Source organism: Bacillus sp. FJAT-26390 (genome assembly GCF_001682865.1).
Taxonomy (GTDB): domain Bacteria; phylum Bacillota; class Bacilli; order Paenibacillales; family Paenibacillaceae; genus Pristimantibacillus.
Window position 1 is genome coordinate 417,477 of the sequence record NZ_MAQX01000033.1, and the last position, 24,581, is coordinate 442,057.

20 protein-coding genes are annotated in these 24,581 nt (G+C 51.1%); 8 read left to right on the forward strand and 12 right to left on the reverse strand.

The genetic code is table 11. The features are described from left to right. Positions 1 to 113: 113 nt before the first annotated feature. The 3 genes from A7975_RS26140 to A7975_RS26150 all read right to left on the reverse strand — a co-directional run bounded on the left by A7975_RS26140 (position 114) and on the right by A7975_RS26150 (position 6,741). Entirely contained in the window at positions 114 to 1,097 is a 984-nt protein-coding gene (locus A7975_RS26140) for a LacI family DNA-binding transcriptional regulator (RefSeq protein WP_053373566.1), read from the reverse strand. Positions 1,098 to 1,175: 78 nt separating this feature from the next. Continuing rightward, a complete protein-coding gene (locus A7975_RS26145) occupies positions 1,176 to 4,568 on the reverse strand; it encodes a GH36-type glycosyl hydrolase domain-containing protein (protein WP_065387073.1) in 3,393 nt (1,130 codons plus the stop codon). A gap of 16 nt (positions 4,569 to 4,584) precedes the next feature. Then, positions 4,585 to 6,741: a glycoside hydrolase family 3 N-terminal domain-containing protein gene (locus A7975_RS26150; RefSeq protein WP_065387074.1), complete on the reverse strand. Its 2,157-nt coding sequence runs from the start codon at positions 6,739 to 6,741 to the stop codon at positions 4,585 to 4,587. Between the two features lie 535 nt (positions 6,742 to 7,276). Between A7975_RS26150 and A7975_RS26155 the strand changes: the two genes are divergently transcribed. From A7975_RS26155 to A7975_RS26170, 4 genes are all read left to right on the forward strand, one after another. Next, a complete protein-coding gene (locus A7975_RS26155; protein WP_065387075.1) occupies positions 7,277 to 8,515 on the forward strand; it encodes a sugar ABC transporter substrate-binding protein in 1,239 nt (412 codons plus the stop codon). A 97-nt stretch (positions 8,516 to 8,612) separates the two neighbouring features. Next, entirely contained in the window at positions 8,613 to 9,500 is an 888-nt protein-coding gene (locus tag A7975_RS26160; protein WP_053373562.1) for a carbohydrate ABC transporter permease, read from the forward strand. A gap of 19 nt (positions 9,501 to 9,519) precedes the next feature. Continuing rightward, the gene (locus A7975_RS26165) at positions 9,520 to 10,368 is read left to right on the forward strand and encodes a carbohydrate ABC transporter permease (protein ID WP_065387076.1); all 849 of its coding nucleotides are present in this window, start codon (positions 9,520 to 9,522) and stop codon (positions 10,366 to 10,368) included. A 126-nt stretch (positions 10,369 to 10,494) separates the two neighbouring features. Beyond that, positions 10,495 to 11,490 carry a DUF1835 domain-containing protein gene (locus A7975_RS26170; protein ID WP_065387077.1) on the forward strand — a complete coding sequence of 332 codons (996 nt, stop codon included), beginning with the start codon at positions 10,495 to 10,497 and terminating at the stop codon, positions 11,488 to 11,490. Positions 11,491 to 11,552: 62 nt separating this feature from the next. Here A7975_RS26170 and A7975_RS26175 read toward each other — a convergent pair whose 3' ends face one another. The 5 genes from A7975_RS26175 to A7975_RS26195 form a co-directional block, all read right to left on the reverse strand. Further along, positions 11,553 to 12,482: an MBL fold metallo-hydrolase gene (locus A7975_RS26175; protein WP_065387189.1), complete on the reverse strand. Its 930-nt coding sequence runs from the start codon at positions 12,480 to 12,482 to the stop codon at positions 11,553 to 11,555. Positions 12,483 to 12,758: 276 nt separating this feature from the next. Continuing rightward, on the reverse strand, positions 12,759 to 13,010 hold the full coding sequence (locus tag A7975_RS26180) for a GlsB/YeaQ/YmgE family stress response membrane protein (RefSeq protein WP_053373559.1): 252 nt from the start codon (positions 13,008 to 13,010) through the stop codon (positions 12,759 to 12,761). A gap of 123 nt (positions 13,011 to 13,133) precedes the next feature. Continuing rightward, positions 13,134 to 14,207 carry a sensor histidine kinase gene (locus A7975_RS26185; protein WP_065387078.1) on the reverse strand — a complete coding sequence of 358 codons (1,074 nt, stop codon included), beginning with the start codon at positions 14,205 to 14,207 and terminating at the stop codon, positions 13,134 to 13,136. Continuing rightward, positions 14,204 to 14,878 (reverse strand): response regulator transcription factor, encoded by a 675-nt coding sequence (locus A7975_RS26190; RefSeq protein WP_065387079.1) that lies wholly within the window; start codon positions 14,876 to 14,878, stop codon positions 14,204 to 14,206. Before A7975_RS26190 ends, A7975_RS26185 begins: the two co-directional genes overlap by 4 nt. A 21-nt stretch (positions 14,879 to 14,899) precedes the next feature. Continuing rightward, positions 14,900 to 16,648: an ABC transporter ATP-binding protein gene (locus tag A7975_RS26195; protein ID WP_065387080.1), complete on the reverse strand. Its 1,749-nt coding sequence runs from the start codon at positions 16,646 to 16,648 to the stop codon at positions 14,900 to 14,902. A 243-nt stretch (positions 16,649 to 16,891) separates the two neighbouring features. Between A7975_RS26195 and A7975_RS26200 the strand changes: the two genes are divergently transcribed. From A7975_RS26200 to A7975_RS26210, 3 genes are all read left to right on the forward strand, one after another. After that, positions 16,892 to 17,878 carry an N-acetylglucosamine kinase gene (locus A7975_RS26200; protein WP_065387081.1) on the forward strand — a complete coding sequence of 329 codons (987 nt, stop codon included), beginning with the start codon at positions 16,892 to 16,894 and terminating at the stop codon, positions 17,876 to 17,878. A gap of 213 nt (positions 17,879 to 18,091) precedes the next feature. After that, on the forward strand, positions 18,092 to 18,610 hold the full coding sequence (locus A7975_RS26205) for a helix-turn-helix transcriptional regulator (protein WP_065387082.1): 519 nt from the start codon (positions 18,092 to 18,094) through the stop codon (positions 18,608 to 18,610). A gap of 19 nt (positions 18,611 to 18,629) precedes the next feature. Further along, positions 18,630 to 20,153, forward strand: coding sequence for a DHA2 family efflux MFS transporter permease subunit (locus tag A7975_RS26210; RefSeq protein ID WP_053373553.1), 1,524 nt, complete (start codon positions 18,630 to 18,632; stop codon positions 20,151 to 20,153). Between the two features lie 57 nt (positions 20,154 to 20,210). Here the strand turns inward: A7975_RS26210 and A7975_RS26215 are convergent, their stop codons facing one another. After that, positions 20,211 to 20,585, reverse strand: coding sequence for a winged helix-turn-helix transcriptional regulator (locus tag A7975_RS26215; RefSeq protein ID WP_065387083.1), 375 nt, complete (start codon positions 20,583 to 20,585; stop codon positions 20,211 to 20,213). Positions 20,586 to 20,712: 127 nt separating this feature from the next. On the opposite strand from A7975_RS26215, the gene A7975_RS26220 reads away from it, so the two are divergent. Next, on the forward strand, positions 20,713 to 21,741 hold the full coding sequence (locus A7975_RS26220; protein WP_053373551.1) for a zinc-binding alcohol dehydrogenase family protein: 1,029 nt from the start codon (positions 20,713 to 20,715) through the stop codon (positions 21,739 to 21,741). A 13-nt stretch (positions 21,742 to 21,754) separates the two neighbouring features. Here the strand turns inward: A7975_RS26220 and A7975_RS26225 are convergent, their stop codons facing one another. The 3 genes from A7975_RS26225 to A7975_RS26235 are packed head-to-tail and all read right to left on the reverse strand — an operon-like array spanning position 21,755 to position 24,419. Further along, entirely contained in the window at positions 21,755 to 22,369 is a 615-nt protein-coding gene (locus tag A7975_RS26225; protein WP_065387084.1) for a class I SAM-dependent methyltransferase, read from the reverse strand. A 27-nt stretch (positions 22,370 to 22,396) separates the two neighbouring features. Beyond that, positions 22,397 to 22,945, reverse strand: a complete 549-nt coding sequence (locus A7975_RS26230; protein WP_065387085.1) for a class I SAM-dependent methyltransferase — start codon at positions 22,943 to 22,945, stop codon at positions 22,397 to 22,399. A 25-nt stretch (positions 22,946 to 22,970) separates the two neighbouring features. Further along, positions 22,971 to 24,419: a DEAD/DEAH box helicase gene (locus tag A7975_RS26235; RefSeq protein WP_065387086.1), complete on the reverse strand. Its 1,449-nt coding sequence runs from the start codon at positions 24,417 to 24,419 to the stop codon at positions 22,971 to 22,973. Between the last annotated feature and the right edge of the window lie 162 nt (positions 24,420 to 24,581).

Consider the following 24,581-nt stretch of genomic DNA (forward strand, 5'->3'; position numbering starts at 1 on the left):
AGGCTTAGCTTTCTTATGATTCGCACTTCAACGGTGGACGAAAGAAACGATGATAAGGCTGTGGGACAGCCTCCCCTCTCCGTTCCGTTCCTTTCCTTCCTGCCGTCATGTTTTTACTTAACCGCTCTGACTGAATTTCCTTTGATTAGCGTCACATATATCCGTTCATGCTCCACGGCATCTCCGCTTATAAGCTTAATGAGCTGCTCGGCAGCAAGAGCGCCCCATTTGCGCTTCGAATAATCAATCGTGGATAGGCGCGGCTGCGTATAAGAAGCCAGCTCCATGTTATCAAACCCTACGATATGAATATGCTCGCCAATCCGGATGTCCGGATGATTCGCCGCCAAATAATTAAACATGCCAATCGCCATTTCATCATTGAAGCAAAATACAGCCGCAGAGACGGAGCCGCCGCTGCTATCTGCCATAATTCGCGCCGCTGCCCGTTCGCCTGCCGACTTATTGAAGTCGCCCTCAATGACGGTAAGCTTAACGCCCGCTGTCCGCTCCGCTGCTTGCGTAACCGCCTGCAGCCGCTGCTTCGAATCATACGAGCCGCTAGGTCCTGTTACCGCATAGAGCGTCCGATGGCCTTGCTCGATTAGATATTCCGCCGCAAGCCTTGCTCCCGCCTTATTGTCGAGCAGCACCTGATTGATGTTCGGATGCAAAAGCTCTCGGTCCAGCACAACGAGCTTATGCCCGCGATCCGCGTAGCTCATCAGCTCTTCGCTGCCGAATGTCTCGTCCAGTATAATGGCACCGTCGATCATTCGCTCAGGCAGCATCCGATGGGATTGCTTGCCGCTGCATACAATGAGGTCGTAGCCCTTTTGCGTCAGAATCTCCTTCGTTCCTTGCAGGAGATCGCCATAGAACGCTCCGCTGAAGTCGGTAAGAAAGACACCGATAATTTTCGTTTCTCTCGTCTTGAGCGATCTTGCAGCAGCGTTCGGGACATAATCCAATTCCTTGGCGATTGCAAGTATTCTTGCAGTCGTCTCGTCCGTCACCTTGGGGCTGCCGTTAAGCGCGTAAGATACCGTCGAGATCGAGACCCCCGCTTGTTTAGCGATATCCTTAATACTAACCACAGCACTCGCTCCTATCTATCATTGTTCCTTCACTATATCACAAAGACTGGCGGTACTTGGATACCGCCAGTCAGCTTCTTACATAAAAATTTCTATCCGGTTGGATTCCGTATTCAGGCTTGCTTTCAATAGCTCCTCGGAGATTTGAACGCCCCCTGTACGATAGCGGTTAGCCGAGTGCTTAAGCGGCGTATCCTTGCCGTTAATTGTCACTTTTGTTACCTGCTTCGCATCGCTTAGCCGGTAGACGAAGGTGATCGGCAAGCCATTCCACATAAAGTCGAATAACATGCCGTCAAGCTTGGACGGCAGAATCGGATCGATGACCAGCTCGCCCTCTAACTGGCGAATGCCGAGTGCGTTGGAAATCAACTGATTCATATAAATGCCGGGGCCGCTTGAATAAATCCGCCAGCCGCCTTTAACCGGCACCGTGCCGTCACGTAATTCCCCGAAGCGATCTTGCGCTTCATAACGGTTATTGAACTTGCCGTCAGAGCTGCTGAAATACGAGTTGCTCTGGCGCAGCTCTGCATTTGGAACGACTTCGCTAAGGCCAACTGGATTAATCATGAGCAGTCCTTGCCATACTTCATCCGTCTTGCCAAGCTTCGCCATCGCCTCTACGTAGCGGATATGGGCATGTACGTATTGCAATCCAACCTCACGACCGAAGTTTGCCGCCTGCTCCGCCCGCTTGAAGTTCGTGCTTACGCCGCCTGCATACTGCGCAGGACGATCCATCAGCCGCACGCCGTCCGGGCAATACAGCTGTTCTTTAATAATGCGGTAATGCTCAGCCGCTTGCTCTTCTGTAAGCAGTTCGCTGATCATGCTGCGCGTCATTGGGAGCAGACGGTAATGAATGCCTGTAGTCGTATCCGTAGGGTGAAGCATCAGCTTCGCATCCCCCGGCTCCTCCATGTAAACGAAGCCCGGAATAACGTCCTGCTGAAGCATGTATCGGTTGAAATCCTCTTTGATCGCAGATGCCAGCTGTGTAAGCTCGGCTGCCTGCACCGCATCAACGGCTTCCATTACGCGTCCAAACTGCGCAATCACCTGATACGTCAGCGCTACCGTCCAGCTGCTGATCATAAATTGCTTCAGCTGCGCATTCGCCGGTTGAAGCGTATCGTCCCAATCGCCGTCGCCATACGAAGACAAATGCGTATCGTGCAGGAAGTGATCCTTCATATAAGCGATTTCCTTCAGCGCATGTTCGAGCAGCGTCGCCGATTCCGTCGTGAAATCACCCTTATGGCGAACCGTGTATGGTACGCGCTCCTGCAAAATGCTGTAATCCTTCGTTGCGGCAAGGTAATCGCCCAGCACCTTCAGAGGCCAAACAATAATATCGCCATGGCTCTCTTCCTGCTGAATGCGGAAGTAACGGTCGAACATGAACCATTGCGGCCAGTTGCCGTCATCTTCATATTGATGCGAATAGACCGTTTTGAGAATTTCCGCAACCTGCTCATATTTGCGCATCGCCATGAAGTATTCCGTTGGGCCCTGGCAAACATCGCGCGTTCCCCATGCCGCGCCGCCGTATTGCTCCAATCCGTGAGGGACGGAATAATGGACGAGCATATTGTGCGTGTACCACCATGCCAGCGCGTTTACTTTGTCCAGCTCGGCTGAAGACTCTTCGGCACCCTCTTTGGAAAGCTGGAAGCCATTCATGACATGACGGAAAAATTCACGGTAACGCTCGATTTCCAGCTCCGATTTCCGTTCTACGATCGGCAGATCCTCACCATGCAACAATCCCTGCATCGTAATCGTCCACTCTGCGCTGTCGCCAAGCTGAAGCACAACTAGCGATGCTGCACCAGGCTTAACGCCGCTGATAAGCAAGCTTTCATCGCCTGCTGTCATATCCGCCCCGTCTACCGTCATCCGGTATTGCAGATCAGGGAAGACGGATGTGCTCATCGATTGACGGTCTGCCTTAAACGTAAGCACGCCATCCGCTTGCTCCATATGGAATGGAAGCTCATATTCATTGTTGTTCATCGACACTTGGTTCGTCACGAGGAAGCGATAAGCTTTCCCGTTAACCGAACGCAGGTGGAGCCGCACTTCCGGCGTATCGACTGTCGTGTAATTCGTAATAATAATCGTGTCGTCTGCCATTTTGTAATACCAACGGGCATAGTTGAAGCCGATCTCGAACATCGATGGCATCGTAAGCAGCCGATACTTGCCGTCCAATTCCACGTAAATGCGCTGGCCCGACGTCTTGAGCGTATTCAAAGCGCTGCGTGCATTCGTGAACAGCTTGTGGAAGTTCGTATTGCCTGCTAGCAGCTGCGAGTTGAAAATCCCATACATATATGAAGTGGTTGTCATGACGTTCTCAGTCATCTTGTCATTGCCGCCGGACATGAGAATATGGCCATGCGGACGTTCAACAAGCATTTCTTTTTCCTTCAGCACGACATGCTCATGGCTATCGGTGAAGAAGGAGAGCAGCTTGCCGCCTTGCCATTCTTCCTGATGCCGGAAAGGGAAGTAAGCGATAATTTCCGCCTCAGTCATAGCTGTAGCAGATAATGGCGAACCGATTGCAGCTGCAACTTCAACTTTCGCTGCCGGCTCAGTTGCCGATGCTAGATCAGCCTCCCTCGAGCGCTCACTTTCTTCCCAAGCCTGCTGAACCTCCGCACCAAACTCTAATGCATCGACTTCGGAAGGATGATTGGGCTTGAACAAGCCGTAAAATACGAAACGCGCTTCACCCTCTAGCAGGGTAAGCTGCGATTGCAGCGCCGCATATCCGAATTCGTATTGGTATACTTCATTCGCAAGAGCAGGCTTGCCAAGCGCTTCCGGCACATCCGTTTCCTTATAGCTGAGGCCGAAGAACTGGAAGCCGTCCGTCGAATAGCCAGCCGAACCCGTAAGGGAGCCATGCTGCATATATGGGAACGCGCCGCCCTGCATCGGCTGATTCTGACGGAAGCAAAGCACATAACCTTGCTTCTCGTCTTTGAACGCCTTATGGTCGACATACTGCGACATATATGCCTCGTTAGTCCGTACCGCGCCGATATCGGCAAGTCCGATGTCTTGCCCGTAGATGATGTCGATCTTCGCTTCGCTTCCATTCGAATCAACGGTTACATCCCAGAACCAGATGCCCTGTTTTGTCGCGGTGAAAAGAACACGGTAGGAGATGCCGCCAAACGCAGTTCCCTCCCATAATAAACGTCCGCCCGCTGCCGACATGCGGCTGGATGAACGAATACCGAGGAGCGGCTCGTAAGAAATCCCTTCCGCATCATGTTTACGCATATAAAGGTTATTAAGCGATCCCTCAACCGAGCTTGCCACCACTTGATTCAGCATCGTTCCTTGATGAACGGCTTTTGCAAGATCTCCGCTGCTTAGAAAGTCAAACGTCAGCTCTCCCGCCTTGATTTGCACGGCATCCATCGCTTTGGACGCATCGATTACAGCTTTCATTCTTATCACTGCCTTTCTACTTGCTTAATTTGAATTTGAGCGCCGTTACATCCCGGCTATTAGGCCCGATATAAAGTTCAAAGTCGCCAGGGTCGCTGGCAAAGGTAAGATCAGCATGATAATAACGCAGCTGTTGTTCCTCCAGCGCGAAGGAGATTTCCTTGCTCTCACCCGGCTGCAGCATCACCTTGCGGAATGCCTTCAGCTCCTGCAGCGGACGAACGACATCGCCCGCCATATCTCGCACATACAGCTGCACGATATCCTCGCCTGCGCGAGCGCCATTGTTCGTTACGGTTATTTTTACATGGAGCGGCTCCGAAGCACTCATCGTATCCGCTGACAACTCCGCACCCGTGTAGGCAAAGGTCGTGTATCCAAGCCCGTAGCCAAACGGCAGCAGCGGTTCATTCGGAATGTCCAAATATTGCGATACGTATCTTACTTGGGCATCCGGTGCGCCTTGCGGGCGTCCGGTATTGAAGCGATTATAATAAACAGGCACTTGGCCTACCGAATAAGGAAATGACATCGTCAGTCTTCCCGTAGGCTCAGCATCGCCGAACAGCAAATCCGCAATGGCTGCGCCGCCTTCTGTTCCCGGGAACCAAGCTTCCAGCACCGCGTCGGCTTGATCAATAACGCCGTGCAAATCAAGCGGCCGCCCGTTAAACAAGACAGCGACCATCGGCTTGCCAAGCTGCTTCAGCTTGGCAACCAGCTCCAGCTGCACCTGCGGCAGCTGGATATTGGATCTGCTGCCCGCTTCGCCGCTCATGTCGGAATGCTCGCCCAGCGCCAGAACAAGGATATCCGCTTCGCTCGCCGCCGCAAGCGCCGCCTGCATCTGCTCGTCCGTCGCGGCTTCAATGCCGCAGCCTTCGACCACAGAAAGCAGGGACGCATCTACCTTGCCGCCGATGCCCGCAGCCAGCTGAATTGCCTCGTCCTTGGAGCCAAGCCAAGACCAAGGACCAAGAATATCGCCGTTAGCCGCAAATGGGCCGATTAACGCTATTTTCTGTTCACGTCCAAGCGGCAGAACACCGTTGTTTTTTAAGAGAACGCATGATTTAAGCGCCAGCTCCCGCGAAGCTTCACGATGGGCTGCCGAGCCTACGATTTCCTGCTCAAGCTCCGCATTCGCCCCGCGGTATGGCCGTTCGAACAAGCCAAGCTTTTGTTTAAGCTCTAGAATACGCAGCACCGCTTCATCAATCAGCGCAATGTCAATCTCATTCGCCTCGATAAGGCGCTGCAAATGGTCGGCGTAACAGGTCGTCATCATCTCGATGTCCACGCCCGCTTTGATCGCTTTCATCGCCGCTTCTGCCTCATCTGCCGCAACGCCGTGCGGGATAAGCTCTTTTACCGCGCCCCAGTCGGAGATCATGACGCCGTCAAAGCCCCATTCGCCGCGAAGCAGATCACGCATTAGCCATTTGTTCCCCGTAGCGGGAATGCCGTCTACCGTATTGAATGCCGTCATGACCATCTCGCAGCCTTCATCAAGCGCTGCTTTATAGGAAGGCAAATAAAACTCGCGAAGCTGACGTTCCGATAAATCGACCGTATTATAGTCGCGTCCGCCCTCCGCAGCTCCATATGCGGCAAAGTGTTTCACGCAAGCAGCGACGCGGCTGATGTCATTCGCGAGGTCCTTCCCTTGGAAGCCTCTTACGAACGCTCTCGCGAACTCGCTGTTCAAATAAGGATCTTCGCCTGTCGATTCCATCACTCTGCCCCATCTAGGGTCACGCACAAGATCGACCATAGGCGCGAACGTAACGTGTGCGCCGGCCGCCGCTGCTTCCTTGGCAGCAATCTCAGCGCTTTGCTCTGCCAGCTCCAAGTCCCATGAGCAGCCTATCGCCAGCGGCACGGGAAAAATCGTTTTGTAGCCGTGGACGATATCGGCCATTACTAATAGAGGTATCCCTAGGCGATTGGTCTCCAAATGCTGCTTCTGGACGTTAATGACATCACTCGCGCCTGTTAAGCCGAGCACCGAGCCCGTATTGCGCACCGTTTCCTCCGTTATGCCCATCTCCGCCATCGGTCCGGTTATTTGACCATCCGCACCTTGAAAGAATGGCGCTGCCAGCTGAAGCAGTTGGCCGATCTTCTCTTCAAGCGTCATGAGCTTTAGAAGCTCAGCGGGTTGCTTTTTCATATCCGTGTTCCTCCCTCGTTGTAGCCGATCAGATCCATCATGCTTATCGTTAATGTTTGCAGGTCTGTCTATCTTTACAACACAACTCTATTTATTACCCTATGTTTTATGCAATCGAAACGTTTCTATTGACTCCTAGTTTGGATTATAAACAATTCAAAAAGAGTCGTCAATGACTGTTTCAAATAGGATAGAAACGTTTATATTACCAATAACCGCCTATTTTCGTTCAATAAAAAAGGCTTGAATACGATTTCAGTTTGATCTATAATGATGTCGAAACGTTTCGAATATGTGTGGCAATCGGCTTTAAGAGTTTTACATGGGGATTTATTTTGTCAATAGAAACGTTTCACCACATTCAAAAAGAAATCATATATACATGTGGCGAACGTTTTTGCTTCAGAGGATGTGTGCAGCATCTTGCTTGTCAGATTCAGCATTGTCGCTGAAATCGGCAACCGCCCTTGTGCATAACTTGCACTTATTCACTGCATAGTACTAACTAGAATCATTTACACGGGAGGAATATTTTATGTTTAAGAAGTCGGTAACCGTACTAACCAGCTCCGTGCTGCTTGTCGGAGCGCTCACTGCTTGCGGCGGCAATAACACGGATAAAGCAGAAGGCAAAGTTACGATCAATGTATGGGGCATGGGTGAAGAAGCCAAGGCCTTGCCAAAAATTGCTGAGCAATTCGAAAGCGAGAACCCTAACATTAAAATCAATGTACAGGCGCTTCCTTGGGATACGGCGCATGATAAGCTGCTAACGGCTGTCGCTTCCAAAAAAGGCCCGGATGTCCTGCAAATGGGTACGACATGGATTCCTGAATTCGGCTCTGCTAAAGCGCTTATGGACCTGACTCCTTACATTGAGCAATACCCTGAGCTGGCTGAAGAGAACTTCTATCCCGGATCAATTACAACGACTAAATATGACAATGCGACTGTCGGCGTTCCTTGGTATATCGATACCCGCGTTCTTTACTACCGTACAGACCTGTTGAAGGATGCTGGCTATGATCAGGCTCCACAAACATGGGACGAGCTGAAGGATGCAGCAACGAAGCTTAAAGCTCGCGGCAAAAACAAATACGGCATCAGCCTTGATGTGAAAGAGCAATCGCTTCTATTCATGTTCGCGCGTCAAAACGGCTCGAAGCTTATCGAGAACAACAAGCCGCTGTTCAACCAACCAGAGTTTGTTGAAACCGTCGACTATTTGAACAGCTTCTTTAAAGACGGTTCTGCTCCAATCGATCTTGGCATGGACATCATCCCTGCGTTTAAGGGCGATGGCATTCTGCCAATGTTCATTAGCGGTCCTTGGATGATTAAATTGATCAACGACCAAGCGCCTGAGCTTAAAGGCAAATGGTCTACAGCCGTGCTTCCTAAGAAAGAAAACAACCTTTCTTCGCTTGGCGGCTCTAACCTATCCGTATTCCAATATACCGAGCACAAAGAAGAATCTTTGAAATTCCTAGCTTACATGAGCAAGCCTGAAACGCAGCTGAAATGGCTGGAATTGTCGAACTCCCTTCCTTCCACGAAAAAAGCTTGGGAAAACGAAGCTTTGACTTCTGACCCTAACTTGAAAGTGATTGGCGAGCAAATGAATAACTCGGAGCCAATGCCGATGATTAAACCTTGGGAAGAAATTGCTCAAAACGTTCTATCTACGTTCGAGAAGATTTACCGCGGTAATTCAGACGTGAAGAAAGAACTGGATAACTTCAATACAAAGGCTGAGCAAATACTGAATAAATAATGATCGCCCCTGCCGGCAGCGCTTCTGAAACGGATTCGCTGCCGGCTCCATTAGGAATGGATGAAGCCAGGCGCTCATAGCAAAGGAAGGGTCGTATATGAAAGGGATCTCTCAGAGCAAGGCACCGTATTTCTTTATCGCTCCAACGCTTATTTTACTTACCTTATTCTCATTGTTGCCGATCCTAGTAGCCTTGATAATAAGCTTTACGAATATGGACTTGGCGGGCCTCGCAGACTGGTCCAATATTTCATTCGTCGGATTCAAAAACTATGTAGAAGTGCTGGCCGATCCTATTTTTGTAAAAGCCATATTGAATACGTTGTTTTACGTGATTATCGGGGTTCCCCTCGTTATCCTATGTTCGCTAGCTATTGCGATCATGATTAATTTTGGCGCGAACCGTGCATTTAAATTGTTCCGTGTCGTCTATTACATGCCGTCGGTTACGAACGTTGTTGCCGTTGCGGTCGTATGGGGCTTTCTCTACAACCCTGCTTTTGGTCTACTCAACTATGTACTCGATTCGATCAATCTGCCTACCGTTCCTTGGCTGCAAGATCCGATTATGGCCAAGATATCACTTATTCTGATGGCGGTATGGAGAGGGATCGGTCTAAATATGATCATCTTTATCGCTGCTCTCCAAGGCATTCCGAAGTCTTACTACGAGGCAGCGCAACTGGATGGAGCTAGCACTTGGAAGCAGCTTATCCACATTACGATTCCGATGCTTCGCTTCGCGATCTTCTTCGTATCCATTACGACGATGATCGGCTGGCTGCAATTTTTCGAGGAGCCATTCATCATGACAAACGGCGGCCCGCTCGACAGCACGACTTCCGTGGCGCTGTTCATTTACCAGAACGGCTTCCAGCTTAGCAACTTCGGATATGCGGCAGCAGGATCGTTTATTCTGTTCATCGCAATCATTATTATCACGCTTGTTCAATTCAGATTCCAAAGCAAAGAAACGGATCTATAATCTAACGGAGGTGTAATGGATGAGTTCGCAAACAAAAGCGTCAAGCGCCTCAAGCGGCGAAAAAGCGCTCAAGTGGATACTGGGCATTTGCCTCGCGGTCGGCGGGGTATTGGTCATCCTTCCTTTCGTATGGATGATCCTTTCTGCCTTCAAGCCGGAGGGCGAGATTCAAAATATCCCGCCTACCCTGCTGCCTGAGCGTTTTACAACGGAAAACTTTAAAAATTTGTTCGAGAATATGAACTTTGGCGTCTATTTGAAAAACACGCTAATTATCGTCTTCTTCTCCTTTATCGGCTTGTTCCTGAATGCGATGGCCGGATTCGGCTTTGCGAAATATAAATTCAAGGGCAGCAACAAATTGTTCTACATCGTGCTCGCTACGATGATGATCCCGGGACAGGTTACGATGATTCCGGTCTACCTGATTCTAAACGAGATGCATCTCACGAATACGATGATCGGCGTTGTGCTTCCAGGTCTGGTCGGGGCGTTCGGCATATTCCTGTTCCGTCAGTTTATGTCCACCATACCGGACGAGCTGCTCGAAGCAACCCGTCTTGACGGTGCAAGCGAGTTCCGTACCTTTCTGCAGATCGTGCTTCCGATCTCGAAGCCTATTCTCGCGGTACAAGGCATTCTTGCTTTCATCGGCGGATGGAACAGCTTCCTGTGGCCGCTCATTATCGCCAACGACGAGAAGCTGTACACCCTCTCGGTGGGTTTGTCCTTGCTGAAAGGACAGTACGGCGGCAACTATGCGCTGCAAATGGCTGGCTCTACCTTTATGGTCGTGCCGATTATTATCATCTTCATCTTCTTCCAGAAGCATATTATCGAGAACTACGCGATATCAGGCATTAAATAATAACAGCAGGGGCTGTCCTAATGGGTCTGTTTAGACCTTTGAGGACAGCCCTGCTTCGTTTCATGGCAAACTGGTTGCAATCAGGCTTGTTTTCCTCCAAAATCAACCTATAAAGGAGGCGGGTTGATGCTTCATATTGTTAACGGTGATTCTGTGGGCACCACGCTCAAGGAGAGCGGCGCTTTAGGGGATATTCTCGTTTGGCGAGAAATCTATACGGCAGGTCCTGTATTTGCGCAGCCTGAGCTGCCGGCTAATCGTGCTGCAAGAGGACAATATTTGGAGGAAGCGCTCGGCATTCCGCAGCAGCTTTGGCGCGAGGGCTCGGAAGAACAAGAGAAACGATTGGCAAACCTCCAGCAATACGACGATGTGGTACTGTGGTTCGAGCATGATCTGTTCGATCAAACGATGCTCTGCTGCTTGCTCCATAGTCTTGCAGGGCAAGACCTTGGCGATACGAAGCTTCATCTGTTAAGCATCAATCAATACCCGGGCATTCCGATCTTTCATGGCCTCGGCCAGCTATCCGCTGGGCAGTTGTCAGGCCTGATCGGCACTTGGCAAGAAATAAGCAGGGAGCAGCTTCATCTTGGCAAAAAAGCATGGGAGGCCTATACGTCCTCGTCTCCCGAGGCGATCGCTGAGCTGCTTCAAGAGGATACGTCGGCCCTTCCCTATCTGCATGATGCCCTGCAGCTCCATTTGGCACGCTTCCCTTCAACCCAGAACGGCCTTGGCATCGTGGAGCAAACTACGCTAGAGCTGCTCTTAAGCGGCAGCGAGACGCCCCTGCAGCTCTTCTCAGAGACGACTGACAAGCTTCATGCGCTGGGCATGGGCGATATCGAATATTGGCTATGCTTGCGGCGCCTCTCGCAAGGCTCTCACCCGCTCATTACAATGGAGGGCAACGCAAAGATCCCAACGCTAAATGACTCGCCGCAAGCATTCTTGCATGTAAAGGTTGGCTTAACCAGTCTAGGTGCTGACGTTGCTGGTTGTCATGCCGATTGGATAAAGATAAGCGGCATTCATGGATGGTACGGCGGCGTGCTGCTTGAGGGCAATAGCCCGCTGTGGCGCTGGGACAACCGGCGATCCACAATCGTATGCTGCTAAGCGGCAAGAAGAACAGCCTGCCGGTTTCATCCGGCAGGCTGTTCTTCTCTTATAGATACGCTCTAGCGCCACCAAGCCGAGGATGGATATGCCGCTGCCTGAATGAACACAGTCTCGCCTATTTTTGGAGTGGAAATGCGCGCATTACGTTCCTTGGCTGCCTTCATGGCGCGTTCCACCGGATCGGTCCAATCATGCATCGCCAGTGTAAAAGCGCCCCAGTGGATCGGAATCATTACCTTCCCCCGTACGTCCAAGTGAGCTTGCACCGTCTCTTCGGGCATCATATGGATCGCAGCCCAGCGCTCATCGTATTGACCGCATTCCATCAAGGTCAGATCAAACGGGCCGTATTTATCGCCGATTTCCTTAAAGTGAGGACCATAACCGCTGTCGCCGCTAAAAAAGATTTTAGTTGCGCGCCCTTGAATAACCCAAGAGCACCAAAGCGTAGCATCGCGATCCGTAAGGCTTCTTCCAGAGAAATGTCTGGCTGGCGTGCATGCCAGCTGCAGTCCTCCATACGAGAACTCGTCCCACCAATCATGCTCATCTATTATTGCGGGGTCGACTCCCCATTTGACCAAATGCGGCGCAACGCCAAGCGGAACGATAAACCGTTTCACCTTGTCCTTCAGCTTCACGATAGAGCCATAATCCAGATGATCGTAATGATCATGCGATATGAGCACGGCATCGATCATGGGCAACTGCTCGATTTCAAATGGCAGCTTGTCGCTGTACCTTTTTCCGCCAAACAGAGGAAACGGAGAGGGGACGCTGCCAAACATGGGATCAAGCAGCAGCGTATGGCCCTCCAGCTGAAGCAGCGCGGCGGAATGGCCGAACCACGTCAGCTTGGGCTGCGGCTCCTTGCCGAAATACACCTCGCTAAGCGGCTCAATCACAACCGGCTTGCCCGGTCTAGCCTTTGGATTTCCCTTTACGAACTGGACAAGCATCTTCAGCTTCTCGCTTGTCGTTGTCTCCATCTTCGTAGGAACCGGATTTATAAACTTTTTGCTGGCATATTGCCTCGAGAGGCTAAGCTTCTGCCTGCGCTCCTTCGACTGGCTTGCGCCAAGAGCAGGATAATAGCGCAGCATCAGGTAAACAAAAATGACAAGAGCAGCGATGAGACTAATGATTATAAGCATTTCTTTCGACCTCTTTCATCTCAGCTTTTGAACGCAGAAAAACCGCTATCGAAGTATACGTTACACCTTCGACAACGGTTTTATCAAGTTTACATTGCGTAAAGCTGTTGTCTAAGCTCTTCTTACCCCGCGCATAATGGCGCTTAATAGAAGAACGACTACAATTGCTCCAATAATTGCCGGGATTAAAGCAAAACCACCCATCGTCGGACCCCACGAGCCCAAAAGAAGCGTACCCAGCCAAGCACCGATGAAGCCGGCGATAATGTTGCCGATGATACCTCCCGGAATGTCACGGCCTGCAATCAAGCCGCCTAACCAGCCAATTATACCGCCAACGATTAATGTCCATAAAAGTCCCATATTTATTGCCCCTCTCTGTACTGTTATATAGCTATGATTAACCTCTTATGACCGTTTTGAAACAAAGCGGCGAGGTGTAATTTGTGGTAAAAGAGGGGAAGGTTTTTCTTTAGGCGTTATCGCTTACTTTGACATATAAACGGCTGGCAGCGTCACCTCGAACATAGAGCCGCTGTGCAGGCTGCTCTGTACCTGAATCTCGCCATGATGCAGCTCGACGATTTTTTTGACGATAGACAGCCCAAGCCCGCTGCCATCTGCCGTCCGCGTACGCTGCTTATCGCCCTTGTAGAAGCGCTCGAACATCCGCAGCTGATCCTCCGGCGCAATGCCAATGCCGGTATCTGCAACTTGTACCTTCATTTGATCTTCCGTACGCTTAAGCACAACCTTCACATTGCCACGGGCAGGCGTAAACTTGATCGCATTATGAATGAGATTGACCCAAACTTGGCTAAGCATCTCTTCATTCGCTACGATCTCCGCCTCCTCCAGCTCGAGCTCCAGCTCCAGCTCCTTCTCCAGCCACTGCGGCTCGCACGCCAGCACGATGTTCTCCAGCTGCGTATCAAGGCGATAGCGCTTCGGATCAACCTGCTGCTGCTCGGATTCAAGCGTAGTCAGCTTGAGCAGATTATCGCTGATTTTGGATAGCCTTGTCGTTTCCTTCTCGATAATCGACAAATAATGCTTTTGCTCATCAGGGCTGAGGCCCTCGCGCTGCAAAGTGCTCGCGAAACCGCGAATCGAAGTCAGCGGCGACTGAATCTCATGCGATACGTTAGAGATAAACTCCTGACGAAGCATCTCCACCTGCTTCAACTCATGCGCCATATCGTTAATCGATTGGATAAAGTCGCCGATTTGGCCGTGATACTTCTTATCGCGGTCGAGCATAATATTGAAATCGCCTTTGGCCATCCGCTTCAGCGCATCCATCATTTCGATCCAAACCGCCCGCTGCTTCGGGCGAGTCAGCAAATTAATGATTGCGATCAGCACGAACAGAAAGAAAACGCCCAATCCCCAGTTGATGAGCTGCAGGATGTACTCAGGCAAGATCACGTCATGCCTTGCATAAAACCATTTTGTGAGCCAGAAGGCCAGCGAGAACGCGAGCCCGCTAACTACAAATATCATCGCCAGCGCGCCTACGAAACGCAGCCCAATCTCAAATTTCGTTAAATGCCGCTTCATTGGAGCGCCTCCAGCCGGTAGCCGAGCCCGCGAATCGTACTGATCTTAATCGAAACCTGCCAAGTCTCGAAGCGCTCCCTTAAACGGTTAATATGCACGTCGAGCGTCCTCTCGTTGCCGTCAAAATCATACCCCCAAATCGCTTCGATCAGCTGACTCCGCGTAAGCGTGCGGCCCAGATGGCTGACGAGCATGAACAGCAGCTCAAATTCCTTCGGAGGAAGCGTCATATAATCCGCGTGAACTTTCACTTCGAACGTCTGCCGATCCAGCATCAGCTCCGCTACGGACACCTGCTGGGAAACGGCGATCCGGTAACGTTTGAGCAGCGCCTTCACCCGGACGGTCAGCTCGGCTGGATCAAACGGCTTCACCAAATAATCGTCCGTTCCCAGATTGAAGCCCTTCACCTTATCGCCCATCTCGCCCTTTGCTGTCAGCATGAGCAGCGGAATGTCATAATGTTTGCGAAGCTCCTGGCATAGCTGCCAGCCGTCCATGTTCGGCATCATAATATCCAAAATGACCATGTCCGCAGGCGAGGCTTCCATCTGGGCAAGCGCCGATTTTCCATCCGGCGCCTCCTGTACGAGTAATCCTTCCTTCTGCAAAATAACGCACACAAGCTCCCGAATATGCGGATCATCGTCCACAACAAGCACATAGCCCATCCCTGCACCCTCTTCCGCTGCTTAAGAAGCTGTTTTGTTCATGCGAAGCTGGCCGTTGGCGAATTCCCGGTACATCGTATGGCTCGCATACAGCTGCTCATGCGTTCCGGCGCCAGTAATGACGCCCTTCTCTAGGAATACGATGGAATCGGCATCCACGACCGTCGACAAGCGATGTGCGATTACGACCGTAGTCCGCCCGACCATCAAGTTTTTCAGCGCATCCTGCACGACTTCCTCCGACTTGCTGTCCAGATTCGATGTCGCTTCGTCCAGCATAAGAATATGCGGGTCTCGCAGCAGCGCCCTTGCAATCGCAATCCGCTGCCGCTGGCCGCCTGAGAGCTTAATGCCGCGCTCCCCTACCTCTGTTTCATAGCTATTAGGCAAATCCTCGATAAAGCCGTCTGCATAAGCCATTCGAGCAGCTTGCTCGATTTCCTGCTGGGAAACTTCATGGTCCAGCCCGTAACACAGATTCTCTTTAATGGTTCCCGCGATGATCGGGCTCTCTTGCGAAACGTACCCGATCTGGCTTCGCCATGAACGAAGCGAAGCATCCTTAATATCCTTCCCCCCAAGCCGTATCGCGCCGGAGGTTGGATCGTAGAATCGCTCCAGCAGCGAGAACAGCGTCGTTTTGCCGCTGCCGCTCGGGCCGACGAGCGCCGTTACTTTTCCCGCTTCAATCGTGAGGCTCACATCCCGAAGAATCGGCTCCTCCGGCTTGTAAGCGAAGGATACGTTATCGACCTGCAGCGTTTGGTTCATTTCGGTAACGACGTTGCCGCTTTCTTGATCTTCCTCATCCGCTTCCAAAATGCCAATGATGCTCTCGGTAGCTCCCATCGCCTTCTGGAATTGCGTAAAGAACTGGGCAATTTGCGTAATCGGCAGCATGATTTGGAACAGATACATGATGAAGGCGACCAGCTCGCCGGCCGTCATTGCGCCAGACGACACCTGAACGCCCCCAAAGCCGATTAGACAGACGAGCAGCAAGATAATGATAAACGATACGAGCGGAGATATAAGCGCCTGCATGCGCGCTTCCTTTAGGCCAAAGCCGAACAGATTTTGGATGCCCGTACGTCCTTGTTCATATTCGACAGGCTCGGAGCCGGATGCCTTCACAAGGCGAATTTCGGATACGACGCGGTTGACGACAGAGGTAAAGCGCGCGTTCTCCGCCTGCGTGTCTTTGGAGATGCGGTACATTTTACGGCCGATCGGCACCATAATTAAAGCGGCGACCGGGAACACGGTCAGCATGATAAGCGTCATCTGCCAGTTCATATAGAACAAGATCGACAATGCGCCAAGAATGGACAAAATCCCTGTAAAAAATCCAGTCACATGCTCGGTAATGAGACCCTTCAGCAGCGCTGTGTCATTCGTTAGCCGGCTAATCGTATCGCCTGACGCTTTGTTGTCATAATACGGAACTGGCAAGCGCAGCATTTTGTTCCACAGCCGCTCGCGAATGGACGATACGATCTTATTGCCGCTGTAGTGCAGCAAATAAACGGATACGCCGCCGGACACCACCTGGGCAATAAAGGCGACTGCCATTCCGACGACCTGCGCTGTGCTTAATGAACCTAACGAAAAGCCGTTCACCATATTTTTTGTGAACAAGGGGATCGTGAGTCCGACAAGCGTCGTAATGACGCTAAGGACAATGGCTATCGTTAACATGACCTTGGGAGGATTTGTCTCCATAATTAGGGCAATGAACCGCTTTACATTGCCGTTCTTTTTATCCTTCATCGGTATTCACTCCTATTTCTATTCTCTATTCTCTCCACCACGCTTCCTACTTTACCTTGCCTGTTTAAACGCAGTTTAAACGATGGCGAAAAGGAGTGCACGGCAAGCCATCTACACGCATTTGGGAAATTGAGGTAAAATAAAACAATTACGGTTCGGCGATTCGGCGGTTCGGCGGTTCGGCGCTTCGCCGTTTCGCTGCAATGCCGTTCCATCATACCACCATTAGCGGGAGGGCTTCACATGAATGCGGAGCATGTTGTAATCGGAATAGACGGCGGCGGGACGCATACCCGCGTCATGATCTGCGACCTTTGGGGCCATGTTCTTGCATGCGCGGAGCGAGGCTCAGCTTCGATTTATAAAGATAAGCAGGCAGCCCAAAATGTACAAGGAGCTATAACAGACGCGCTGCATCTGGCAGGCAGAACGACCGAGCAAGTGCTTGCGCTTGTTGCCGGAATTGCCGGCTATGACGCGCCGTCCGATCTCGATTGGATCGCTCCTCTAACAAAGCTGCCGGGGCTCACATGTCCAATACGGCATGTGAATGACGCGGTATCCGCACACTCCGGGGCATTGATGGGAAGAAGCGGCATCATCGTCATTGCAGGAACCGGCTCGATCATCGTAGGGATTACAGAGGACGGTCAATTCATACGCAATTATGATTTTCATCATTATGCAGCCAGCGCAGCTAGATTTATCGCCTATGATGCGGTTTACGAGATGCTCGCCGGCAGCTTCGACGATACGGATCATCATCTTCTTCAGGCAATGCTTGCGCATTGGAGCGTGCCCACCGTTAGTGAACTAGCAGCGATAGCCAAAAAAGGGTTTACCGAGGATCGCCGTGAACGCGACAAGCAATTTGGCGAGTTCGCCCCTGCCATTACGGAGGCTGCAGCGCAAGGCAGCACCGCTGCGATCCGCGTTTGCAATCGCGCCGTAGACCAGATCAAGGTCGGCATCGAGCTGATTGCCGCCTCCTTCGCTGGCGTTGAGGTGGAGGTCGCCTTCATCGGCAGCGTAGCGAACAGCCCTTACTTCTTGCAAGAGCTTGGCGCACAGCTCCGGCAGGGAAATAATAAGCGATATTCCGTCGTGGAGCCAAAGTTCTCTCCCGTAATCGGCTCCGTGCTGTTAGCGCTAAAGCATATCCATATTCCTATAGACGATGCTCTTATCGACAATCTTCATGCTTACAATAAACCGTGGCAGAATCAATAACGCTATACACAAAGGCCTGTCGAACTCTGCCGGATTGGTGGATTTCACAGGCTTTTTGCATGCGACAGAACCACAAATTATTTTCTAAAATAAACCATCTTACCATATTGACATGATATATATCGGAATGATATATTCTGTATCGAGATAAGTACTTGAAAGAAAAAAACCGAAGAGCATTCTTCTTCGGAAACAAACTCGGAGGTCGCTTCAATGAACAGTCAGGATGTTATTTTAGGCATGCTTATGAAACGCCCGTTATCAGGCTACGAGATCAAACAGTTGTTCGAGGATATATTCTCTTATTTCTACAGCTCCAGCTACGGGACGATTTATCCGATGCTGCATCGGATGGAAAAGGAGGAGCTGATAACGAAGGAAAATGTGCTCCAAGAAGGCAAGCCGAATAAAAATGTATTTACGATTACGGATAAAGGAAAAGGCCAGTTCAACGCCTATCTTCATAGTCCTGTGGAAACCGATGCGATCAAGTCTGATTTTCTGATGCGGCTTTATTTTGGCCAATTTGTAGATAATGATGTGGTTATTCAGTGGTTAAACAAGGCGCAGGGGCAGACACAGAAGCAGTTGGATGAGCTGAGCAAGAAGTATGCCATTTATAAAGACGACATGCATCCGGCACATATGATTTGCATAGAAATTGGGATCAAGGAGTATCGCGCCAAGCTGGAAACGATTCAAGAAGGATTGGTGCGTCTGGAGCAACTATAAACAGGAGAGAAGGTTTTAAATGGCTGGAACGCGTTCAAACAATAAGCTCGTCATTCTTGCGATGGCGCTCGGTCTATTGATGTCATCGCTGGACAATACGATTGTCGCGTCGTGCATTAATAAGCTAAGCGAGGATTTTAACGTTTTTGACAAAGTAAGCTGGGTGTTTACCGCCTATATGCTCGCAGCTACCAGCACCATGCTCGTCTTCGGCAAGCTATCTGATTTATTCGGCAGAAAAATGTTCTATTTGATCGGAATCGGCATGTTTCTGCTTGGTTCTGCCTTGTGCGGACTTGCGCAAAGCGCCGACCAGCTCATTTGGTTTCGCGTCATCCAAGGCATTGGCTCAGGCGCCTTGATGCCGATCAGCTTCACCATTATTTACACGATTTTTAATGATCCGAAGGATGCGGCAAAAATGTCCGGCGTGTTCGGTGCGATCTTTGGCCTCTCCTCTGTTGCGGGCCCGCAGCTTGGCAGCTTCATTGCCGAGCATCTCGGCTGGAGATGGAATTTCTATATCAACGTGCCCATCGGACTCGCATCCATGATCGTATTAATGATTGCCTTAAAGGAGACCCGTTCGGACCGCAAGCCCAAAATCGACTATTTGGGAACGTTATTTCTGATCATCACCACGGTTTCTTTAATGCTTGCGCTTGAATGGGGCGGCAAGACGTACGCTTGGGGCTCATGGCAGGAAATCAGCTTATTCGCAGCATCCGCGGTGATCGGCACCTTGTTCATTTTGGTTGAGCTGCGTGCCGCTGAGCCTGTACTTCCCCTTAGCATTTTTAAAAATCGGATGGTCCTCGGCACCAGCATCATTTGCTTCTGCCAAGGCGTCATCATGTTCTCGGCCATTACGTATCTGCCCAGCTTCACTGTCGGCGTATTGGGCCACGCCAACTCCAATGGCGTGTTGACGCCTATGATGGCTTCGCTCATTGCCGGAGCGATTCTATTCGGCTACTTACAGTCCAAGTTCGCCTTCCGCACGCTGATGCTGTTCACGATGCTAATGACGATCGTAGCCGCTTCGCTGCTGTCGGTCGTCAGCGTTCACGCTTCCAACGGGTATATGATTGCCCTAATGATCTTGCTTGGCTTTGGCGCTGTCGGGCCTTTAATGAGCGTGGCGCAAAGCGCGATTGCCGCAAACGTTGATCCCAAATATATGGGCGTCAGCTCCTCCATCGTCGGCTTCTGGCGCAACATTGGCGGCATATTGGGCGCTACCATCATGGCGACGATCGTAAACAACAATTTGCATCGATTAATTACGGAGGGTGCGGATAAGGCCGGCATTCCATCCGATAAAATCAATACGCTGGCGAATCCCGAGCTGCTCATGCGGGCTGGCGGGCAATTAGATCCCCAGATCCGCAGCTTCCTTCAACAGGCGCTGGGCACCGCTATTAATCACGGTTTTATTCTCAGCATTTGTATCGGCGGCATTGGCCTCGTTACGGCGATGTTTGTAGGGGCGAGCAGGCTTAGCTCCACGAAGAAGCAGCAAGCAGGCGCTGCGCATATCTAGATCAAAATAGGGAGGCAGCGCTCATCATGGCGCTGCCTCCCTATTTTTAGGTGCCGATTATTGGCTCCTGCGTTGATCAGAAAGAATAAGCAATCTATCCTTATAGGTTTCGCCCCAATGCTTCATTTGGAGGATAAGCGGCTTCAACGTTTCCCCAAATTCGGTCAGCGAATACTCCACCTTCGGCGGTACCTGCCGATACACCTCGCGATGAACGACTCCGTCATTCTCAAGCTCTCTAAGCTGAAGGGTCAGCATCCGCTGCGTGATGTTCGGGCATATTTTGCGGAACTCATTGAACCGCTTTGTTCCATCGATCAAATGATAAAGAATGACGCCCTTCCACTTCCCGCCGATTACATCTAACGTGAATTCCACAGGACAGCCTTCGCTTGGCGAACACTCGGTATATTCTTTTATACGATCACTCATAAAGCCGTGTCGCCTCCCCAATAGTATACAAACTGATACTACAATACAGAAATGTGCGTACTTACATAACCGTATGTTAACACTTATACTGGGGCTGCGGCTAGCAAATTAGAGAGGATTGATAAACATGACACAAATGAAAGCGATTGGCTTCCACCGTTATTTACCGATTGAACACGCGGAAAGCCTTTTGGATTTGCATATAAATAAACCTGCTCCTACAGGGCGAGATCTGCTGGTGAGAGTCAAAGCCATTTCCGTTAATCCGGTAGACGTGAAAGTACGTTCGCCCAAAGAGAAGGTCGAGCCGGATGCGCGCGTCATTGGCTGGGATGTCGCTGGAATCGTCGAATCGGTTGGCGACGCAAGCTCGCTCTTCCAGCCTGGAGATGAAGTCTATTATGCGGGCAGCATTACGCGTGCTGGCGGCAACAGTGAATTCCACCTCGTGGATGAACGCATCGCCGGCAAGAAGCCGCGATCGCTCGACTTCGCGCAGGCAGCAGCGCTGCCGCTTACCGCGATTACCGCATGGGAAGGCTTATTCGACCGTCTGGGCGTAGCACACAGCCGCGAGCAAAACGAGGGCAAGTCAATACTGATCATCGGCGCCGCAGGCGGAGTCGGGTCCATTGCAACGCAGCTCGCAAGCGCAGCAGGCCTCACCGTTATCGGCACCGCTTCGAGAAAAGAATCAGCGGATTGGGCTAAGGAATACGGAGCTGCTTATACGATCAATCATCATGAGCCGTTTGTGCCCCAGCTTCAAGCGCTTGGCTTTTCTTCCGTCGATTATATTTTTTGCTTGAACCAAACCGATCAGCACTGGGCGAATATGGAGAAGGCCATCATGCCCCAAGGCAAAATTTGCTCCATCGTGGAGATGAGCACGCCAATCGATTTAACGCTGCTGAAGAACAAAAGCGTAACCTTCGTCTGGGAGCTTATGTTCACCAGATCGATGTATGAAACGCCAGATATGGATGAGCAGCATAAGCTGCTGAATGAGGTGGCTAAGCGGATCGATCAAGGAGAGCTGCGCACGACAATCGCCAAACGCCTATCGCCGATTAACGCCGCCAATCTGCGCGAAGCCCATAAGCTGGTCGAGTCCGGCAGTATGGTCGGCAAGGTTGTTCTCGAGGATTTTGAATAAGCAGAATAAGCAGCTATTCCGCCTTCTGAATACACCAAGTTGTCATACAGCGCTTGCCTGATACGATGACGGTTTTGAGCGGCTCGAATAATTGGCCCTTCAGCCTCTCGGTCAGAGCCAGAAGCCGGTCATCATTAACGAGAAAACGTCTGCTTCCGTCAGGAAGCAGATAACGCTCGTTCCCAATCGGCTGCATGCTGGATGCCATGCCAGTCGAAGAAGCAAGGCGCGCGAATAAACGTCCGCCGGGCTTCAGAACTCGCCAAAGCTCTTGAACCATTTGGTCAAAATGCTCTTCATTCTCCGCAAAATGCAGCACCGCGCTGCTAATAATAAAGTCAAAGCTTTCATCCGCATAGCTCATTTGCTCAACCGCTTCTATGCGTGCCCGCTCCGCAGGCCAAGCCGGCGCAATTGCCGCTGCAAGAGCCTGTACCTGTTCAATGGCAGCCTCCGAGCGATCCGTCGCATACACCTCATAACCGCTGCGCAGCAAATAGGTTAAGTTTCGGCCCGAGCCGCAGCCCGCATCAAGGATACGCATCTCCTTCGTAATTCGTCCCTTAAGCAGTTGATCGAACAAATAAATATCGATATCGCCAAACTGCTCCTTCAAATCCTCAAGCATCAAGTCAACCCCCTTCACGCGAAGCATCTAAGCAGCGTAAATATAAACCTTAGTACGGTAGAAATCGCGGCAAGTAATGACCTGCTGTGGCTCCCAATCCGGAAGCGCAAAGCATACGCTTATGACATGGGAGCCGGGCGTTAGCTGGCTCCGCCAAATTACGCTTAAACGCCGCATCGCCCCCGGATACAGGTAACACACAACCATATCCACATCCCGGTAACAATATGTGTATAAATCGCCCCGAATGAACGAAACATTCGCCTGATTATTGAGTTTTGCCGCGAGAGAAGATATCCACATGGGGATAACTGAATTTTCGATGCCGATCATTCGCCAGCCCTTGAAGGCTCTTCCTGCTTGAAGCGCGAGCGTCCCCCAGCCGGAGCCGGCTTCCACCATGACGCCGCGGCTTGGCAGCTGTCTCATGGCTGAAACGACCGCCCGCCGCACCGGTGCGGATGAAGGCATCGGCGAGATGCCGTTTCGCCAGCTTGCATAAACGATCAAAAGGACGGCGACCAGCACGAATGCGGCCACCGCCATCAAGACGACCTGGTAGATGAGGCTTTCCATGATGCTCCCCTCACTTGTTCACGGTTTAAGCTTTGTTCCCTCTGCGAACCTTCAGCTGCTTGCCCTTAACGGTCGTGTTCTTCATCACTTCAAGCACGAGCGACCCTTTGCCGTTCAAAATCTCCACATCCGTCACGTTATCGAGGATCGTGATAATACCGATATCATCTGCGGATACGCCTTCGATCTTAGCGATTGTGCCGACAAAATCGACCGCCCTCAGCTTCTTCTTCTTGCCGCCGTTGAAATTAAGATTCATGATCTGCTTATTCAGCTGCTCGCGCTTGTCTTTTTTGAGGACAGGCCCAACATTGATCTTCTGCTCAAAATCTTCCCTGCGAAGGTCAACCGCCTCCTCCGAGGGAGCTTTCGCCTTCTGAATGCTAAATCCGATGTAGCCCTCAATTTCAGCGAGCCTTCTTGCATCCTTTGGCGCAACGAAGGTGATCGCTTTGCCCGTCTTGCCTGCTCGTCCCGTTCTGCCCGTCCGGTGGACGTAGCTTTCCTTCTCAAGCGGGATATCGAAGTTGATGACATGGGTAATGTTCGTAATATCGATGCCTCTGGCTGCAACGTCGGTAGCGACCAAATAGCGGAATTGCCCTCTGCGGAACGCATTCATGACTTCAAAGCGCTCGTCCTGCTCCATCCCGCCGTGAATGCGGTCGCACGGATACTCCTGCTCGGCCATTTGCCTGAACACCTGATCCACGTTCTCCTGCGTCCGGCAAAAAATGATGCAGCTGTCGGGATTTTCGACGACCATGACATCCTGCAGCAAAGCGAACTTGTCCGATTCCTTCACTTCGATAACCGAGTGCTCGATCGTTGCCGTCGTCAGCCCAGCAGCCTTGATCTCCACCTGTACCGGCTCATTCATGTACTTGCGCGATAGCTTAGCCACATCCTCCGGGAATGTAGCGGAGAACAGCATCGTCACTCTATCCGCCGGAAGCTGCTGAATAATCGCCTGCACTTGCTCGATAAAGCCCATGTTCAGCATCTCATCCGCTTCATCAATGACCAGATATTTGATGCGCTCCAGCGCAAGCGTTCCCCGCTCGATATGGTCATGCACCCGTCCCGGCGTGCCTACAACCATATGCGTTCTCTGCTTAAGCTCTGCCTTCTGGATATGAAAAGGCGCCTTTCCGTAGACGGCCATCGATTTGATCCGCTTGAACCGGCCGATATTCGTAATATCTTCATTCACTTGCAGGGCAAGCTCCCTAGTTGGCGTTAGGACGAGCACCTGCGGCTTGTTTTCATTCCAATCGACCAGCTCGCATAGCGGAATGCCGTAAGCCGCCGTCTTGCCGCTCCCGGTTTGTGATTTTACGACCAAATCCTTCTGCTCAAGCGCAACAGGAATAACCTCGCGCTGAACCTCGGTCGGCGTTTCATAGGACAAGCTTTCGAGTGCCCGTACGATTTCACTGCTTAAAGCGTAATCCGAAAATGTTGTTTCACTCATCTATAGACCTCATTTGCATTTTTATGGTTCATTCATTCGTACCCTTAAGAATAGCACACTACCTTGCCTTTTGATCTATAAACCTTATTGCTGCGCTTCCTCCCGCTTAAAAACATGGGTACCAGGGTACAAGTTATAGATCACGGTACTACAAAAAGTGAG

Bases quoted from the DNA above. Each gene is read 5' to 3' on its own strand.
- A7975_RS26145 (WP_065387073.1), bottom strand. From the start codon at position 4,568: ATGAAAGCTGTAATCGATGCGTCCAAAGCGATGGATGCCGTGCAAATC.
- A7975_RS26150 (WP_065387074.1), bottom strand. From the start codon at position 6,741: ATGAAAAAGCAACCCGCTGAGCTTCTAAAGCTCATGACGCTTGAAGAG.
- A7975_RS26155 (WP_065387075.1), top strand. From the start codon at position 7,277: ATGTTTAAGAAGTCGGTAACCGTACTAACCAGCTCCGTGCTGCTTGTC.
- A7975_RS26160 (WP_053373562.1), top strand. From the start codon at position 8,613: ATGAAAGGGATCTCTCAGAGCAAGGCACCGTATTTCTTTATCGCTCCA.
- A7975_RS26165 (WP_065387076.1), top strand. From the start codon at position 9,520: ATGAGTTCGCAAACAAAAGCGTCAAGCGCCTCAAGCGGCGAAAAAGCG.
- A7975_RS26170 (WP_065387077.1), top strand. From the start codon at position 10,495: ATGCTTCATATTGTTAACGGTGATTCTGTGGGCACCACGCTCAAGGAG.
- A7975_RS26175 (WP_065387189.1), bottom strand. From the start codon at position 12,482: ATGGAGACAACGACAAGCGAGAAGCTGAAGATGCTTGTCCAGTTCGTA.
- A7975_RS26180 (WP_053373559.1), bottom strand. From the start codon at position 13,010: ATGGGACTTTTATGGACATTAATCGTTGGCGGTATAATTGGCTGGTTA.
- A7975_RS26185 (WP_065387078.1), bottom strand. From the start codon at position 14,207: ATGAAGCGGCATTTAACGAAATTTGAGATTGGGCTGCGTTTCGTAGGC.
- A7975_RS26190 (WP_065387079.1), bottom strand. From the start codon at position 14,878: ATGGGCTATGTGCTTGTTGTGGACGATGATCCGCATATTCGGGAGCTT.
- A7975_RS26195 (WP_065387080.1), bottom strand. From the start codon at position 16,648: ATGAAGGATAAAAAGAACGGCAATGTAAAGCGGTTCATTGCCCTAATT.
- A7975_RS26200 (WP_065387081.1), top strand. From the start codon at position 16,892: ATGAATGCGGAGCATGTTGTAATCGGAATAGACGGCGGCGGGACGCAT.
- A7975_RS26205 (WP_065387082.1), top strand. From the start codon at position 18,092: ATGAACAGTCAGGATGTTATTTTAGGCATGCTTATGAAACGCCCGTTA.
- A7975_RS26210 (WP_053373553.1), top strand. From the start codon at position 18,630: ATGGCTGGAACGCGTTCAAACAATAAGCTCGTCATTCTTGCGATGGCG.
- A7975_RS26215 (WP_065387083.1), bottom strand. From the start codon at position 20,585: ATGAGTGATCGTATAAAAGAATATACCGAGTGTTCGCCAAGCGAAGGC.
- A7975_RS26220 (WP_053373551.1), top strand. From the start codon at position 20,713: ATGACACAAATGAAAGCGATTGGCTTCCACCGTTATTTACCGATTGAA.
- A7975_RS26225 (WP_065387084.1), bottom strand. From the start codon at position 22,369: ATGCTTGAGGATTTGAAGGAGCAGTTTGGCGATATCGATATTTATTTG.
- A7975_RS26230 (WP_065387085.1), bottom strand. From the start codon at position 22,945: ATGGAAAGCCTCATCTACCAGGTCGTCTTGATGGCGGTGGCCGCATTC.
- A7975_RS26235 (WP_065387086.1), bottom strand. From the start codon at position 24,419: ATGAGTGAAACAACATTTTCGGATTACGCTTTAAGCAGTGAAATCGTA.